At 64.3% G+C, this 16,305-nt stretch carries 17 protein-coding genes; 7 read left to right on the forward strand and 10 right to left on the reverse strand.

What is annotated here, in order from left to right:
• Positions 1 to 313 precede the first annotated feature (313 nt).
• The gene (locus tag AC5Y21_RS21885) at positions 314 to 1,042 is read right to left on the reverse strand and encodes a hemerythrin domain-containing protein (protein ID WP_499915389.1); all 729 of its coding nucleotides are present in this window, start codon (positions 1,040 to 1,042) and stop codon (positions 314 to 316) included.
• A 216-nt stretch (positions 1,043 to 1,258) separates the two neighbouring features.
• Here AC5Y21_RS21885 and AC5Y21_RS21890 point away from each other — a divergent pair, with 216 nt between their 5' ends.
• From AC5Y21_RS21890 to AC5Y21_RS21910, 5 genes are read left to right on the forward strand one after another with little or no spacing between them, the layout of a single operon-like run.
• Positions 1,259 to 1,714: an iron transporter gene (locus AC5Y21_RS21890; protein WP_499915391.1), complete on the forward strand. Its 456-nt coding sequence runs from the start codon at positions 1,259 to 1,261 to the stop codon at positions 1,712 to 1,714.
• Complete coding sequence (locus AC5Y21_RS21895) at positions 1,711 to 2,004, forward strand: helix-turn-helix transcriptional regulator (RefSeq protein WP_499915393.1); 294 nt, start codon at positions 1,711 to 1,713, stop codon at positions 2,002 to 2,004. The genes AC5Y21_RS21890 and AC5Y21_RS21895 overlap by 4 nt, the downstream gene beginning before the upstream one ends.
• Positions 2,001 to 2,309: an Rv3488 family transcriptional regulator gene (locus AC5Y21_RS21900; protein ID WP_499915395.1), complete on the forward strand. Its 309-nt coding sequence runs from the start codon at positions 2,001 to 2,003 to the stop codon at positions 2,307 to 2,309. Before AC5Y21_RS21895 ends, AC5Y21_RS21900 begins: the two co-directional genes overlap by 4 nt.
• Positions 2,306 to 3,601 (forward strand): APC family permease, encoded by a 1,296-nt coding sequence (locus tag AC5Y21_RS21905; RefSeq protein WP_499915479.1) that lies wholly within the window; start codon positions 2,306 to 2,308, stop codon positions 3,599 to 3,601. Before AC5Y21_RS21900 ends, AC5Y21_RS21905 begins: the two co-directional genes overlap by 4 nt.
• A gap of 57 nt (positions 3,602 to 3,658) precedes the next feature.
• Positions 3,659 to 4,135: a DoxX family protein gene (locus AC5Y21_RS21910; protein ID WP_499915397.1), complete on the forward strand. Its 477-nt coding sequence runs from the start codon at positions 3,659 to 3,661 to the stop codon at positions 4,133 to 4,135.
• A gap of 4 nt (positions 4,136 to 4,139) precedes the next feature.
• On the opposite strand, the gene AC5Y21_RS21915 is transcribed toward AC5Y21_RS21910, so the two are convergent.
• The 4 genes from AC5Y21_RS21915 to AC5Y21_RS21930 are packed head-to-tail and all read right to left on the reverse strand — an operon-like array spanning position 4,140 to position 8,845.
• On the reverse strand, positions 4,140 to 5,027 hold the full coding sequence (locus AC5Y21_RS21915) for a hypothetical protein (RefSeq protein WP_499915399.1): 888 nt from the start codon (positions 5,025 to 5,027) through the stop codon (positions 4,140 to 4,142).
• Positions 5,017 to 6,042 (reverse strand): TniB family NTP-binding protein, encoded by a 1,026-nt coding sequence (locus AC5Y21_RS21920; protein WP_499915401.1) that lies wholly within the window; start codon positions 6,040 to 6,042, stop codon positions 5,017 to 5,019. Before AC5Y21_RS21920 ends, AC5Y21_RS21915 begins: the two co-directional genes overlap by 11 nt.
• Positions 6,030 to 8,105, reverse strand: a complete 2,076-nt coding sequence (locus AC5Y21_RS21925; protein WP_499915402.1) for a transposase — start codon at positions 8,103 to 8,105, stop codon at positions 6,030 to 6,032. The genes AC5Y21_RS21920 and AC5Y21_RS21925 overlap by 13 nt, the downstream gene beginning before the upstream one ends.
• A 5-nt stretch (positions 8,106 to 8,110) precedes the next feature.
• Entirely contained in the window at positions 8,111 to 8,845 is a 735-nt protein-coding gene (locus AC5Y21_RS21930; RefSeq protein WP_499915481.1) for a TnsA-like heteromeric transposase endonuclease subunit, read from the reverse strand.
• Between the two features lie 672 nt (positions 8,846 to 9,517).
• Here AC5Y21_RS21930 and AC5Y21_RS21935 point away from each other — a divergent pair.
• On the forward strand, positions 9,518 to 9,997 hold the full coding sequence (locus AC5Y21_RS21935) for a hypothetical protein (RefSeq protein ID WP_499915404.1): 480 nt from the start codon (positions 9,518 to 9,520) through the stop codon (positions 9,995 to 9,997).
• A gap of 154 nt (positions 9,998 to 10,151) precedes the next feature.
• The gene (locus AC5Y21_RS21940; RefSeq protein ID WP_499915406.1) at positions 10,152 to 10,823 is read left to right on the forward strand and encodes a DUF4304 domain-containing protein; all 672 of its coding nucleotides are present in this window, start codon (positions 10,152 to 10,154) and stop codon (positions 10,821 to 10,823) included.
• 19 nt (positions 10,824 to 10,842) lie between these two features.
• On the opposite strand, the gene ngg is transcribed toward AC5Y21_RS21940, so the two are convergent.
• The 5 genes from ngg to AC5Y21_RS21965 form a co-directional block, all read right to left on the reverse strand.
• Positions 10,843 to 12,627: an N-acetylglutaminylglutamine synthetase gene (ngg, locus tag AC5Y21_RS21945; RefSeq protein ID WP_499915408.1), complete on the reverse strand. Its 1,785-nt coding sequence runs from the start codon at positions 12,625 to 12,627 to the stop codon at positions 10,843 to 10,845.
• A 136-nt stretch (positions 12,628 to 12,763) separates the two neighbouring features.
• Entirely contained in the window at positions 12,764 to 13,462 is a 699-nt protein-coding gene (locus AC5Y21_RS21950) for an acetoacetate decarboxylase family protein (RefSeq protein WP_499915410.1), read from the reverse strand.
• A complete protein-coding gene (locus tag AC5Y21_RS21955) occupies positions 13,459 to 13,608 on the reverse strand; it encodes a hypothetical protein (RefSeq protein WP_499915412.1) in 150 nt (49 codons plus the stop codon). The genes AC5Y21_RS21950 and AC5Y21_RS21955 overlap by 4 nt, the downstream gene beginning before the upstream one ends.
• Positions 13,609 to 13,652: 44 nt before the next feature.
• Positions 13,653 to 14,549 carry a glyoxalase III HchA gene (gene hchA / locus AC5Y21_RS21960; protein WP_499915415.1) on the reverse strand — a complete coding sequence of 299 codons (897 nt, stop codon included), beginning with the start codon at positions 14,547 to 14,549 and terminating at the stop codon, positions 13,653 to 13,655.
• A 53-nt stretch (positions 14,550 to 14,602) separates the two neighbouring features.
• A complete protein-coding gene (locus AC5Y21_RS21965; protein ID WP_499915418.1) occupies positions 14,603 to 16,279 on the reverse strand; it encodes a tetratricopeptide repeat protein in 1,677 nt (558 codons plus the stop codon).
• Positions 16,280 to 16,305 lie beyond the last annotated feature (26 nt).

Here is a 16,305-nt window from a genome sequence, read left to right on the forward strand (position 1 = left end):
CCACTGCGCCAGACGATCACCCTGCCATGATCCTCCGGCACGGCGATGATCAGCGAAATGGCCCGCGATCGCGGTGGCCCCGACGACACTGCGACATCATCACCATGCCGCCGCACCGATTCCGCCGAACCATCCTCGCGTTCGACGCCGCTACCCCCACCTCAACGTGGTCACCCTGAATGCCCGGCAACACCGGGTGGCTCGACGAGTCGCTGCGGGTGCACTCGAACTCCTCCCCGTCACCCCATTGCCCCGCACAGTTGGTTAGCGCCACATGCGGCAGGCTGCGGCGTGATCGACGTTGCGCGCGACACTACTCAGTAGGGGTGAACTGGCTGAGGTCGTAGATGCCGAGGCTCTTTTCGATATCGGCAACTTTTTCGACCACCCCTTGGAAGCCGGTCGGGCCGAACCGCCGGTGCTCGTCGTCTTCGAAGATCTCGGCCAGGTCGCGAAACTCCTGTGCGGGCACCACATCGTGCAGCGCCGGGAAAACAACGGTGTCTTCGCGCGCCTCGTGGGGCTCATACATCCCGATGAACGCCGACATGTCTTGTATCAAGGCTTGGCGCGCAGTCGGGTTGGACACGCCCGCCCCGGCGGTTGCCGACAACACCCGGTCGGTGAGCGTACGGCCGCGCTGGTGCTGGGTGCGCAACACGGTGGTGATGTCGGTGAGTTTGCCCGCCTGTTCCAGCCTTGGAAATACGTACTGCTCTTCGAGGTGTTCGTGGTAGTCCTCGATGAAGCTTCGAACGATCTGCGCGCTCGCGTTGAGCGCTTGAGCGGGAGCCTGATCGTCGGTCTGCAGGCGGCGGATCCCTTCTCGATAGATCAACAAAACGCGCTTGAGCACTCCATGCTCACGCATCAAGTCTTCAGGAGGAGTAACCGCAACCTCCTCGCCTGCGGGCTCGGCGGACGGACCCGTCTTGCGCTGTGGGCTGCCGCACGCCGAGAGGGTGACCCCGCCGACTGCCGCTATCGACGCACCCAGGAGATGACGCCGGCCGATGGCCGGCGATTGCTCTGTCACCGTCACGCCTTTCTCACCTATGCCTGTTCGTCGCCTTCTCGAGATCACCCAACACAGGCGTCCACCGAAGACACCACATAATATCGTCACGCGATATCGTTCTTCGATACCCTGTCCCAATCGACTCATCACATGATATCGTACAGCGATATCGTAGCTCGATATTAGGGGATGGTGTGTATGCGGGCAACGCCCGACGAGCAGCGGGTGGGTTGACTTCGGGTGGCGGTGTCGCTGGGGCCGATCGCTCGGATGTTCGCAGCCGCGAAGTGGTCCGACCCGGACAATGCCGGGGGCGGGGCGGTATTCGATGGCCGTGAGGCCGCGGTCGCAAAGAATGTGGCGCGCGAGCCGGATCCAGCCGGTCCGCCGCCGGGATTATTCAACCTCGACGTGCACATTCACGACGTCGACTCCGGGCATCCGGTGCCGTACCTGGACGTACGGGCAGACCTGGCCCGCAACGGCGACACGGTGTCCACCGAGTTCGAGATGGTGCCGGTTGCTCGCCCCACCAAAGGGGTAGCCGGCTTGCACTACGGCAACAACGTGGCACTCGAGGAATCCGGCCGCTACCGAATCGTGGTCACGATCGCGGCCTCCCCATTATCCGGCATCGACGGTGACGCCCGCTGCGAGTTCACCCTTGATTTCGACGACACGCAGGCAAGCCGATGAACCAGTTCGCGCCGAGCAAAGTGCGGATGCACGTCTTGCACCACGCTGAGATGGCGCCCATCCACGGCGCGTGGATGGCTGGCGAGCTCAGACGCCACGGCTACCCGATTTCCCCGGACGGGCTGCTTTCGGTGTTCTACTGCATGCAGAACGAGGGCCTGCTACGCCCCGATCGCCAGATCGTCGACGGCCGGGTGCGCCGGGTCTATGACCTCACCAGACACGGGTTTTGGGCGCTGGAGCGTCCTGAGTTCACCCTCGGTCTTGGCGAGATGAAGATAGACCCATGAGTCAGTTCTTGCGCGGTGCGGTGCGGCTGCATATTTTGCACCACGCACAGTTGGAACCAATCCACGGGGCATGGATGGCCGAGGAACTCGCCAGCCACGGCTACAAGATCTCCCCGGGCACGCTGTATCCGATGCTGCACCGCATGCAAGAAGACGGATTGCTGACTTCGCGCCAACATGTGGTCGACGGCCGCGCCCGCCGCGTCTATGAGATCACCGACCTCGGGCGAGCAGCGCTGGCCGAGGAGCGCGCCGCGCTCGCCGAACTGGCCGCCGAGATCCTCGGCCATCGGGAGCAGCAATAACTACCGCGCACCCGGCGCTGGCACGCCGACTGGGCACAACCGACGCGGTGGTGATCGGGTTGGGCTCGATGATCGGGGCCGGGATCTTCGCCGCACTCGGCCCGGCCGCCCGGGCCGCGGGGCCCGGACTGCTGATCGGGCTGGCGATAGCGGCGGTGGTGGCCTACTGCAACGCCGTGTCGTCGGCGCGGCTGGCCGCGCGCTATCCCGCCTCCGGTGGCACCTACCTGTACGGGCGGAAACGGCTGGGTGATTTCTGGGGCTTTCTCGCCGGGTGGGGATTCGTCGTGGGCAAAACCGCCTCATGCGCGGCCATGGCACTCACCGTCGGAGCATACGTATGGCCGACGGCGGCCCATCCGATCGCCGCCGCGTCCGTGGTCGCATTGACCGCGGTCAACTACACCGGAGTGCAGAAGTCGGCCCGGCTAACCCGCGTGATCGTCGCAGTGGTGCTCGCCGTGCTGACAGCCGTAGTCATCGCGGCGCTAAGTTCCCCCACCACCAGCCTCGCCCAGCTCCACGTGCTCCATGTGGCCGGCGCCACGGCTGGCGGGGTGCTGCAGGCCGCAGGCCTATTGTTTTTCGCGTTCGCCGGGTACGCGCGGATCGCCACCCTCGGCGAGGAAGTCCGCGACCCCGCCCGAACCATTCCCCGCGCGATCCCGCTCGCCCTAGGCATCGCCCTGACCGTCTACGCCAGCGTGGCAGTGACCGCACTGACCGTGCTAGGGCCAGATCGTCTCGCCGCAGCAATGGCCCCACTATCGGATGTCGCACGCACCGCAGGCGCGAACTGGCTGGTGCCCGTCGTGCAAGCCGGCGCGGCGGTCGCCGCGCTCGGTTCTCTCCTGGCTTTACTGCTCGGTGTCTCCCGCACCACCCTCGCGATGGCGCGAGACCACCACCTCCCACACGGGTTATCGGCCGTGCATCCCAAATTCCACGTGCCGCACCGGGCCGAACTCCTCATCGGAGCAGTGGTCACGGTCGTCGCGGCCTGCGCCGATGTGCGCAGCGCGATCGGGTTCTCCTCCTTCGCGGTGTTGCTCTACTACGCCATCGCCAACGCCTCGGCGTTGACGCTGCGCCCCGCGGAGAACCGCCCACCGCGCGGAATCCCGGTAATCGGCCTTTTTGGTTGCGTGGTCCTGGCGTTCGCGCTACCGCTGTCCTCAGTGATATCCGGGGCTGCGGTGGTCACCGCAGGCGTCACAGCCTATGGACTGCGCCGCGCCCACAGCGCTAGTCAACGGCGTGCCGAATCCGCGCCACCACAAGGCGCCGACTAAGACACGCATCGCATAGCAAGGCAGTGAAGACACCATGTCTGCAAAGGAGGTAAACCCGTGGTCCATGACCAATCCTGGCACACCCGGTTAACCACCACCCGCGCACCCGCCGCAGTCCTGCTCATCCGCTTATATGTGGGCGGGGTGTTCGCCTGCGAAGGCATACTGAAATTTCTGCGGCCCGACACATTGGGCACCGGCCGCTTCCAGAAACTCGACATCCCCGCACCCGGCATCTTCGCATCCATCGATGGAATCGCCGAGATCGCCTGCGGGGTACTAATTCTCGTCGGACTGCTGACCCGGATAGCCGCCGTACCGATGATCGTCGACATGCTTGGCGCGCTTCTGATCACCAAGCTAACCATATTCTGGGGGCACGCGGCACTTTTTCGCACCGAACACGGCTGGTGGGACTTCATCCACGAATCTCGTGTCGACCTAGCCCAACTTTTTGGCAGCCTATTCCTCCTCATCGTCGGCGCGGGCGCTCTTTCCCTCGACAGCCACCTTTTCCCAATAAACCGACGATAAACCCTTACCCAAGCACAGGAAGCGACCTCGAACCGACGATGGCGTCGCGCTCACGCGGGTCTGTCTGGGCGCGGCGTGCGGCGCTGAGCTGCTGATCGTGGATCCACTGTTCGATGGGGCGGGTTTGGTCGCGGTGCTGGGGAAACCGGCCGCCGACGCTGACATAGACCGCATCGACGGCACGGGCCCGGGCGGGTGTTGCTGCCGCGGTGTTCCAGATCCGGCGGTGAGCGTCAGCCAGGATGCCGGCCAAGGCGATCAGATCGGGGTAGGCGGCGATGTGCGTGTCGACGTCGGCGTCGGCGGGCGGCAACGTGAACGGGTTCGCGCTGCGTGCCCAGCAGCGGTGGATCCGCGCGGCGTCCTTAACCGCGAAGCGCGCAGTGTCGTTGTGACAGCGCTGCAGTCGAGCATGGCGCTGCGCGGCGGCGATCACCGTGGGCGCGCACCGCAGATCGCGTTGATCGTCGAGCGTGTAGGTGCCCGCACCGATCCATCGGCGGTGGCGACGACAGACGGTGGCGTAGTCGGGCAACCAGCAGTAGACGGGCTCGTAGACACCGCGTCGCGCCATGCAGAGCCGGCATGCGGGCCGAGCGTGGCGGCGTTGGCGGGTGGTGTCGCGGTCGCGTTCGGCCAGCCCGATGAGCCGGCCCTGAAGGATGGCCACGGGCTGACTGCTGGCGATTGCCAACCAGTCCGGCCGGGGACGGCAGATCGCGGGACCATCGGCCAGGTAGCGCCGCAGCCCTCGGGGTTCCAGGTGGTTGGCGTGCGCGAGGCGATCAAGGTAAGACTGGACCGTCTCTGCACGAAACGGTGTGACGGTTCGCGGCAACGGCGCGGCAGGCCACTGCGGCCACGCCGGTAGGATCGGCGCCTCAGCTAGCATGGCGTTGCGCCGATGTTTGGGCCGCGTAGTCGATGAGCACCGTGTCCATCAGATCCCTGGTGAGGTTCTCGGTTTCGTCGAGCATGCTGCGGATCGCCGCCGAGCGGATCAGGTGCGCCAGACTTCCGATCATGCCGCCGGTGCGTTGATGCAGGTACTTGGCCTCGGCGACAAGCGTTCCCGCCGTGTGACAGTGCAACCGCAGGGTGCCTTCCATCGCGGCCACCAGCGACTTCCATTCCCCGGCGTACGGGAACGGGCTGGTGTTGATCACACCGCAGCGCCCGGCCAGCTGGCGTCCGCGGGTGCCGGTGAACACACCGGAGCGCTCGACGTCGATGCCGGCGTAGACGAAGGTGGCAGGCAGGTGCTCGGTGAAGTACTTCAGGTGATCAGACAGTTCCTCCCCGGCGCGGGTGTCAAGGTTGAGGTTGTGGATCTCATCGACGATCACGATGTCGGTGCGGGCATCGATGAGGACCTGACAGACAGCATCGGCGATATCGGTGACATTCATCCGCGGTTGCATCGGCGGAAGGCCCAGAAATCGCGCGAACTCCATCGCGAGTTTGCGCGGCGAGCCCTTGGGCGGCGCGGTCACGTACACGACCGGTATACGGGACTTGTCAGCGAACCGTGTACGGATACGCAGTTCGTGAAACCGGCCGAGCTGTTTGACCGCGGTGGTCTTCCCGGTCGCGGCCGCCCCGGAAATGATCAGCCCGCGCCGTGCGCCGATCTCGCGTTGGTTGAGCAGGGTCAACAGCCGGCCTTCGTTGGTGATGCGCTGGATCGCCGACGTGGTGACCACGACCAGTTCACTGTGATGAGCTACGCGGGCTTCGTTGTAGTTGGTCCGCTCGTTCTCCGACAGGGCGCTCCACTGCTCATCGGGTAACAGGGTGAACTCGGGCGGATCCGCATCGACGAAACGGCGCCAACCCTCCAACGTCGTGGTGGGTTGGCGCCGGTCCTCGAGTTGGCTCACCGGCGCAAATGTGTTCACAGCCGCCACGACTCAGCCTCCTTGCGTGCATCGAACACCGGTAGCGGAATGACCTGCGCGATCTCGGTATCCTCGCCGTCCTCATCACCGCCTGGCTGCGGGGCCGCCTCCGTGGAGCGTTCTGCGGAATCCGGTCGGGGCCACGCCGGCGTCGTGGTCGCTCGCGTTCGGCCCGCCACCCGGCGATCCTTGGATTCCTGTCGAGTGGGGGCGGGGCCTTGTGCGGCCCGGTCAAGCAGTTCATCGGCCGCACGGGCGATCTCGGCTTCGGTTGCCTGATCCTGCCCGCGCTGGGCCAGCACGGTCCGCGCATGTTGCCATACCGAATCGCCGAACGGTACCGGGTGGGTGCGCAAATGCGTCCAGGTCGCGGCCAGCCAGCCCTCGTCATGGTGGTTGCGCACCCAGATCCGCGAGACATCGTAGGGGTCGTAGTGCACTTCCCACTGGCCCTTCTTGGATTCCACCCCCGAGTGCTGGCGGCGGTAGGGGGTGAGTGCCTTGGCGTCGTAGGTGCGGTTGTTGACCCGGATCCCGTAGGAATTGATGCGCCGCCAGCACGCCGGCAGCAACTCGATGTAGTCGTCGGCCGACAGCGGCACCGGAATATACCCGGCGACCTCGACCAAAGCGGCGTACTTCTCATTCGGCGTCAATGCCTTACCCGGGGTGACGGGGTCACGCAGCCCGTCGTGGGGCCGGTTTTGCCATACCGCGACGATCCACTCGTCCAGCAGAGCTTGCAGTTCCACGATCGACCACACCGCGCCCTGCTCGGCGTTCTTGCCGCGCCGCTCGACGCTGGAGCCGACATACCCGGCGACATGCTGGGCGAACAAGGTGGCCACCGACTGCAACGTCCGCTCGATCTTGGGTTTGTCGGTCGGCGTATCCGGGTGCGCGGGCTGCAGATTGATTCCCAACGTGCAACACGCCTGCCGGAAGGTTTGTGACAGATAGGCCTTCCCGTGATCGCACACCATGGTCTCCGGAGCGATCACCGGCCGGGCGGCCGCATCGGCCAACCGCTGATCCACGCCGGTCAAACAGCGATGCGGCAGCACCGATCGCGACATTCGCAACGCATCAGACCACCCCGGCCGCATCGGTTCTGGCGTCAAGGCCCGGGCCAGCAGCAGCGCAGCGTCGACCGCTTTGGTCGTGGGCCGCAACACCGCCGCCGGGATCGAGCAGGTCGCGTCGTCAACCATGCCGGTCAGCTCGACCCGGTCCACCGTGCCGTCATCGAGCACCACCCGCACATCCAGTGGGGTCGAATCAATCTCGACCACTTCGCCAGGGCGCGCCACCGTCAGCACACCGAACGGGCCGTCCGGCTGTTTGGACAACGAGCGCCGCGTGCGCGCGGATCCGAACGTGTGCCGCCCCTCCGACAGCCTCTTCACTAGCCGATAAAAAGTCCGCTGCGAGGGCATCGCTGGAGTGTCCTGCTCACCGTATTGAGCCACCAACGATTTGGCCACGCGCCGCTGCAGGCGGCTCACCGTCCCAGTCGACAGGTCGGTTTCGTCATCGATGGCGTGCCGCAGCGCTGCCACCAACCGCTCGTCGACGCGGCCGAACATTGGCCGCCGGGGAATGTGACGACGATCCACAACCCCCAGCAGGCCGTCTCGTTCGTAGGCATACCGTTGCCGCTGCAACGTGTACAAGCTGATCTCGTGTCCGGCCGACTGCAGCTCGGCGAGCTTGGCCAGTTCGCGCTGCCGCAACGAACACGACGCCGGATCGAATTCAGGTCGTGGCCGGCTGCCAGCCTCGCCATCAACCCGTCGACCAGTCAACACCTCGATGAGGTGCCGTTCCCACCAGCGGGCCCGCTCAGCAGCAGCCTCAGGCACGCCGGCCAAGGCTTCCTCGGAGCACAGAGCAGGTCGCGACCCCGACACCAACTCCAACGCCGGGTCGCCCAGCAGCCGAGACATCGGCACCACAGACTGCCCGCCGACCGCATCGGTCAGCCTGGCTGAACTACCCGAAAGCGTGACAACCGTGAACACGCCATCAGATAATCGGATTTCATCGCCCTCACGGATGACACCCGAACGCATACCCGTCATCGTGACAACGCGGGCCCGACGAGCGACCCCTCGGACAAGACAGCCCCGGAAAGATCCACGCCCAGCCGCCCGTGCCACAACAGGTGAAACAGCACCGGCAGCACCATGATCGCTTCGCCGACCGATCTCACCCCGGCCATCAGCGGCCGCGCCGAGGCGAACACCGCCTCCAACGCTGCAGCGACCGCTGGGCGGTACACCCGTGGATGCCGATACCCAGACAACCAGCGTAAATTCGCCGTCACCACCGGATCCGCAGCACCCACACGACGATAGGCCCATCCGATCGAACGGCACGCCTGCTCCGACCGGTCGAATAACTCAGCATCAGCATCCGATATCCGGTCATCGGCCCGCACGTCAAGAACCCTCACGGATCCGTCGGACAACCGCACGAAGTAATCAGGCACATGGTGCCTGCCGTCACCCCAACGGAACCGGAACGGCTGCGACGCAACACCAACCACCGCAGGATCGGCGTCCAGCGCCATCAAATGATCACGCTCCAACCACGACTCGTACCCAACGTGCTCACGAGTCGTCGAAAACCACCACAGCCCTGGATAATTGCCCTGTCCACGAAACGACGGAAAACCGCGAACGGGTGAGCACTCCAACTCAAAGACCACCGCGGCACACTCCGCCAACGGCAGGCGCACGGAACCCCCGGTGGAGTTCAATTCCACCGCAACACCATCGTTGACCTGCGGCCATAGCGCCGCTGGCGACATGCGCACCTAAACAACGCTACCGGCGATGCCTCAGATAGATTGGCAAAGACACGCCGATACCACAGATACCGCGACAATGCCTAACATCGGATGTCAACGGACACCTAGATGGCGACCAAGCCGCTAGTCCACTCCCTCGGATCTGGCTCAGGACAATTCGTCACCGTGACGCAATTACTTGCAGCGCAGTGCTATTCGCTTGCAGCCTTGCGAGCCGGCGGCATGCGATGCGTTGGCACCAGTCCGAGCGATAAGTCGGCGCGGCCCGTCGGTCGCACGTGATGAGCGTGAGCTTGTGCCGACGGGCGGCAGCACCGACGAGACCGTCGTAGAGCGCGCCGCCAGCCACGCCTGCTTCGGCGCAATAGGTCTCGTTGTGCCGTCGCCGACACAAAGGGAGACTTCCGGAAAGTTCTTCTCTTCTAGGCGAAGTGGCCGCAGGCAGACTAGGCGGGTGGGGCGATAATTCGTCACTGTGACGCAATATCTATGATCGGGTTCAATGGCCCGTCGGGCGCCGCGGAAGATGAATTGCCGTCCCAGGTAACGATTTCCGTCCTATACCATGTCGTCATGAAGCCCGCAGCGCAAGCGATATTCGCGTTAGTGACTCTGGGCGTATCCTTCAGCCCTTTCGCGCGAGCTGACCCCGATCTTGGGAGTCTTTCCCAGGTGGATGATGCCACCTATGCGACTTACGCGACCTATGGCGCAGGTGGCTGGCAATTCGTCACTCCCGGCGGAGTTCGCTGCAGAGTGATGACATACATGCGCTGGAGCGGACCACCGGAGGCCAAGTGTTGGGGCGTGCTACCCGGTGTCGCCGCGGGCGAGAACTACGCCTATGCGTTGGCCAGGACCCTCACAGTCGACAATGGTAAGCCGCTGTCGGGCATCGAACGGATCCCCGATCTCAGCGGACTTGAGACCTACCGCAGCTACGAGCATCGTAGTGGACCCGTGGTCGACCAGGTCGATCCGAGCTCCTACCACTCACTTCCGTCCGGGTCGAAGCTGTTCGAGGCCGGCCCCGGGGCCAACGTGACGTGCGGCGTGAAAGACAGCGACATCATGTGCATGGTTGAAAGCTCACGAGGTGAGAACTGGCGCAACGGCTTTGTGCTCTCCCCTAATGGCAGCCACACAATGTGATATCAGCTGAGAACACGCTTGGAGTCAGCCATGCGGGTGATCATCGGCGATCTGCTTCTGGTTGCGGCCGGTCACTTCGCGGCGCGTTTCGCAAGAACGTCGGTGGAGAAGGCGACGGGTGGCGCAACATGCCGGTGCGGGTACTGAATATTTCGTGACCGAACATCCCTCAGGTACCGCCGCTGCGTTACGCAGGACGCTCGACCAGATCCTGTCTCAACGCGTCCGGCCATTCCTCAAAGCTTCCGGATTCACCAAGTCGGGCAGGACATTCCGCAGAACACGTGGTCCGCTGTACGACATGATCGGTTTTCAGAGCAGCAAATGGAACGGCGCACACCCTTGGTCGTCGTTTTTCGTCAATGTCGGAGTCGGACCGACCGAGATCGACGCGGTATACCTCGGCCGGGGCACCGACCGCACACCCACCCACGAATATGTCCTCGACACCCGCTGGGAACGCCTGGCGCCAGACGTGCCCTCGGAAGTCAGCTTCGATCTGACCACTGACCTCGATTCGTTCGGCGACATGTTGATCGACGGTTTGGACCGCATGCTCACGGTCATCGACGCGATCGACACGACCGATGTCCTGGCAGATTGGGCCGTTAGGCACAATCTGCTGCATCGCATGGAAAAGACCTCCAGCTACCTGGTAGCCACCCGCAACACCGCTCTACTCACGACATACGTCACGACGCTGCGCGCACGCTTCCGCAACGACACCCGGTGGTCGTTTTTCAACCGCAAGCTCTTGGAAGTGGCTGGCCCATTCGCCGCCCTCCTCATCGAGCAAGAACTACTCGACCCCAACAACGACTGGTAACCACCAGACGCTCAGGTGATCAGTCAGCATCGGCCGGTGTCCAGGCCGGAGACTGGCCGTGCTGGCCGGGGAAGAGAAAATCGACGAAAGCCGCGGCCGTGGGCTGTGGTTCATGATTAGCCAGGCCCGGTCGCTCATTGGCCTCAATGAAGACGTACTGGTCGCCGGTAACGTCCGGGACAATTAGGTCGATGCCCGTGACCGGGATACCGACCGCCTCTGCCGCCGCCACCGCAACCCGAGTCAGTTCCGGGTTCACCTTCGCGGTCACGTCGTGGATCGTTCCGCCCTGATGCAGATTGGCGGTGCGGCGAACACGGAGGCGGGTTCCTTCGGGCAGCACATCGTCCAACCCGAAACCGGCCTCGGCGACCGTCGCCTCGGTGGTGGCGTCGAGCGGAATTTCGGCCTCACCGCCGGTAGCCGCAGAGCGCCGACGGCTCTCGGCGGCAATCAAGTCCCGCACGCTGTGATCGCCCGTACCGATAACCTCAGCCGGCATCCGCACAGCGGCGGCGACAACGTGGCCGTCGATCACGACTAATCGAAGGTCGTCTCCGTCGACCCGTTGCTCGATCAGCACCTCAGGGTGTTGTTCGCGAGCGCGTGCCAGGGCCGCGGCAAGCTCGTCCGAACCGTTTTCGGCGGTAACGCCCACGGTGATGCCTTTGCCCTGTTCTCCGCGGGTTGGCTTGACGACGACGTCCCCGACGTCGGTCAGGAAGGCATGGTCGTCCTCGTCAAAGCTGGCCAGCCGGGCACGAGGCACGGTAATGCCGGCCTCCGAGACGAGCCGCCGGGTCAAGCGCTTGTCGTCGCACCTGCACATCGCGATCGCGGAGGTGAATTCGGACAGCGACTCTCTGGTGATCACGCTGCGACCACCAAGGGTGAGTCGCATCTCGCCGGTCTCGGCGTCGAGTACCTTTACCGAGATTCCGCGTCGCATGGCCTCGTCGGCGATGATCCGGGCGTAGGGGTTGAGGTCATCGACCGTCTCCGGCGATGGGGTGAACAACGGCTGGTTGATCGCGTTCTTCCGTTTGATCGCCAGCACCGGAACCCGGCGAAAGCCCAGCTTCTCGTAGAGGGCAATTCCGGCGGCATTGTCGTGTGACACAGACAGATCAAGGTAGGCGCGGCCAACGTTCCGGAAGTGCTCAGCGATCGTTCGGGTCAGGGCTTCACCGATTCCCGGCAGTCCGGCGGCAGAATCGACCGCCAAAGTCCAGATGCTCGACCCTCGCTCAGGATCGGAGAAGAGCAACTCGTGGTCGATTCCGGTCACAGTGCCTACCACAGCGCCGTCATCGTCGCGCACAGCAAGCAGGTAGGTCACCGCTTCCGCATGCAGCTGGTTATGCCAAATTGTCTCAACCGGCGCTGGGACCATTCCACAGCGAACGAAGACGCGATTCATGGCGTCGGCATCGTTTGGGTCGTTCAACGTCCGCATCGTCACACCCGGCAGCGGCGGCGCCAGGTCTTTTTCCGTTGATAAACCACTGAAGCGAAGTCGATAGGTGTGACTGGGATCTATGAAAAGCTCATTCGGCGACCCGGCGACGACCACATGGGCCTCGCGTGCGTAGATGCAGATGTCGCGGCGGCCCGGCGCTTCCCGTCGCAGTGCCTCGGCCAGCGTGTCGGAATCGGCGAAGGTCTGGCCGAAAATTAGCCTCCCCCAGCCCAACTCGAGCTCCACATCTTTGGCCATCGCCTGTAGCAGATGAGTCGGCGCCGCGTCGTGCAAGCCCAGCGTGATCGCCTCGGGATGGTCTTCGAAAGGATCGTTCGCGGTCATGCTGCAGTCCTTGTCAAGCCGCGGCGCTGTATCCGTAGTTCGAGCAGCGCGATCTGCCAGAGTTCGTTGCTGCGTGGAGCCATCGCTTCAGCCTAACCCGCCGCGCGAATCCGGCTTGTCGGCCCTTCGGGCCCCTTCAGTCGAAGCTCGGCTCCCCCAGGGTGAAGATTGCTACTTCGACGAATGCGCCGAGATGACGTCCCGGGCGCAGCCATGTCCGCAGGGTGCCGGCTGACGACACCTCTACGGTCACAAGGGCCGGTCGCACGCGACCGGAAAACGTCAGCAGCGAGTTACCGATCCGCCCGTCTCTAAACTGCTGGCGCGCAGTGGCTTTGGCCTTGAGTGGCAGCGCTGGGCCGAGAACGCGCCCGGTCGCGCTCAGCGACCACGAAATCTCGTCAGCACCAGTACCCGTGACGGTGCGATTGGCTGCAAGCTCACCGTCGAAGCGCGCCAAAGTTTTGGGCATCGCCCAGTTGGTACGGCCACCGACCAAGCTGGGCGGCGAATCCACCGACATAAAAGCCACGTGGCCCCAGGGACGCAGGCCCGTGCGCGAGCCGATCATGCCCAGCACCTCGTCGTACGGGCCGACCGGAGTGTCGGTGTACCGCACGAAACCACCGACCGTGACCAGTGCCGGCCGGCCGGCCAACGCGGGCGGAAGCGCGGCAGCCGCCGCCCGACCACCACGACCCAACCACAGCAAGGCCGAGCATCGGCATTCCCACGGGGCAGGCGCCGAGTTCGTCGGCAAGGTCGCCAGCAGCGCCTCACTCAATATGGTCTCCGGAACACCACGCAAGCCGGTCAGCTCCAAGCGCCCGCTCATTGCCGCCCCTCGGCTCGCGCATGATAGGCCGCCCGTTCTGCCCGGTTCAGCTCGGATGTGACCTTATTCCGTGCTTCGGCGATAGCCCGGCCGATGCCCTGAGCGCCCCCGGTGATCGCGACACGCAGGCCCGCCAATTTGGACATGTGGCCAAGAATCTCACACCGGCCGTCAGTGGACGCCTGGAGGCTTACGCCTTTTCAGTGTTTCGGGCTACGGCGGCAGCTTCGACCAATGCATCGGCGGCGAGCCGGCCGAGCGCGTTGGACGCGAGAGGACTGTCGCCGGTGAGCAGCTTGCGGTCCTGATGGATCTTGCCGGTCATGTCGTCGTTGAGAACAGTCAGCCCTTGCTTGCTCAACAGGTCGGCCACCAGCCACTGCAAATGGCCTGGCAGGTAACCGATCTCGATGTTCGGACCCTGGTCCAGCGCGTCGGGAAAGACACAAACCTCGTATCCCTTGAACGACGATTCTTGCTTGCCCAGCGACGCGGCGAGCAATGCAGCCGGGCCATGGCACAGGGTGATGATGTGCTTGTCATTCGACAACGCCCAATCGAGCGTCTGCCCCACCGCTTGGCTTGCCGGCAAGCCGACCACTGCCCCATGCCCGCCCGGGATGAAGACGGCGATGTAGTCGGAGTCGGGCCCGAGATCGTTTGCGACAACATCGGAAAGCTTCTTGGGCTGCTTCAGCTTTGGCCTCAGTGCCTCGAAGGTGGCCAGGACGGCCCCGTCCTCGCGCGGCATGGCCCACAATTCCAGCTTGGCCGGGTAGCCGGCAATGGTCGCGACGTCGACGTCGAATCCGGTTTCCATCATGTGGTGCAAAGGAAGCAGCATCTCGACCGGATGATTACCGGTGGAGAACATCTTGCCGTTCTCCAGGAGCACATACCGCTCCTCGGTCGCAATCATCAGCACCTTCCACCTTCCCCCCGTGTACGCGCCCTTGTGCTGCACCCCGTCGAAGTCCGTCTTCGGCGACGTGTATTGACTCAGCGAATATGGGGAAGGGAAGAATGCGTTCTCTTCGGCGTCGTCAGGTGTGGGGTCTTTACTCAACTCGTCCGCGTCGTGCGTCATGCGGTGCAGTCTGCCCCCAAGCACCACCGCCGTAAACCACCGCGCGCTCCGGTCTACCGCTCATCACAGCATGAGGTGACGTCGAGCCGACACGCGCAGGACGCATTGATCGGTACGTCGGCATGTCCAGTGGCGAGCGTGAGCTGCTCGCCGATGATGACGGCTTCAGCGGTACGGCCAAGGCGCTGCAGGCATTCGTGATACCCGTGCAGGCTCCACACGTTCCCGAGGTGTTGACAGGGCCGGGCCAATGCCGGGTCGAGACCCAGGTCCGCGGCGTACATGGCGGCCGCCTCTTCGACGTGGCCCTGTTCGAGAAGTAGTGCTCCGTAGGCGTGTCGCGTGGGCTGCATCCAGCCCCACGGCTCGTCGTAGGGCAGCGCGTCATCGAGCTCCACCGCACGCCTCAAGTGACCGAATGCATCGTCGAAACATCCTGCGCGGTAGGCGATCTCACCATCGAGCATGGCAGCGGCCACGGCCAGGATGTCGCGGCTCGTGTTGTTGAACAGGTATCGGGAGGCCGGTATCCGATCGTAAGCGTCGGCGAACGCGGCGCGCTCTTTACACGCCTGCTCGAGTTGACCGGTGGCCGCCAACGCGATACCGCGTCCGTAGTGAATCGTCGCCACCGTCGTGCAGTAGAGGTCTCGGTCCGGCGGCAACGGTTGCGCGATCAGCTCGGTCCACCGCCCGAACCGCACCAGCACATGGGTCTTCAGCGGCACGAACGCCTCGAGCCAGTCGGCCATCGGCGGTGATTCGATCGACAACAGCTCGGCCGTCAACTGGCCGGCGAGCTCGTCAGCCGTCTGCAACGCGATCCGCGACTGTCCGTCGAACATAGCCGAATACACGACGAAGTGCAGATCGTGCGCCCGGTAGAGCGAGTAAAAGTTCAACGGCCCCTCGCGGCTTAGAAAGCGCCGATCCGCCTGCACCGCAGCTAGATTCGCCACCACTGAGCTGTGGTAGTCGCCACACAACACGTCGATGTGGCTCGGCATGTGCTGCAGATGACCGGCGTCGGGCACCAAGCCGCGCAACAAGTCGGCCGCCTGCTTGGCATCCTCCGGAGTCGACGACATCTCCATGGCATGCAGATACAGATGCAGGATTCCGGGATGTTCACGCCCCGTAGCCGTTTCGAGCGCATCCTCAAGGATCCGTCTGGCCTCGAGCACCCGTGAACCGGGCGCCGGCTCACCGGTGCGGGTGTCCCACAGAGCCCAAGCCGTGACGTTGACCAGCGCGTCGGCGGCCAGCGCTTGCACGTCAATGTCTTCCGGGTGGGCCGCGGCAAGCGCCGTCATCGCGTCGGCGTAGGCGACGAGACCCGACTGCAGAGCATCCGTGTCCTCGGGGTCGCCGGTGGGAAAGCGAGCCCGAAGCGCGGCGATGAGACCTTGCTCGACGGGGCTGGCCCCGCTTTGCGCGGCCAGTTCGAGCTCCAGGCGTGCGCGGGCCAGCGACGAAGTCAGGTCGATCGGGTCGAACGCCTCCCACGCCTTGTTGTAGTTGGGGCCAACCGAATAGGCGATTCCCCAACGGGCTATACCCAGACCCGGGTCGAGTTTCAGCGCCCGCTCGAAGCAGCGGATCGCCTCTTCATGGTTGAACGCATATGCCCATACCAGTCCGCGGTCGAACCAGACCTGCGCCTCTCCGGAAGAGGTTTCGACCGGTCGGTGGTAGCAGCCGAGGTCGAAATACTGCTCGTCAGCAGCCATGTCTGCACACTACTCACGATGCGCCT

This window comes from Mycobacterium sp. NGS41 (assembly GCF_059812725.1).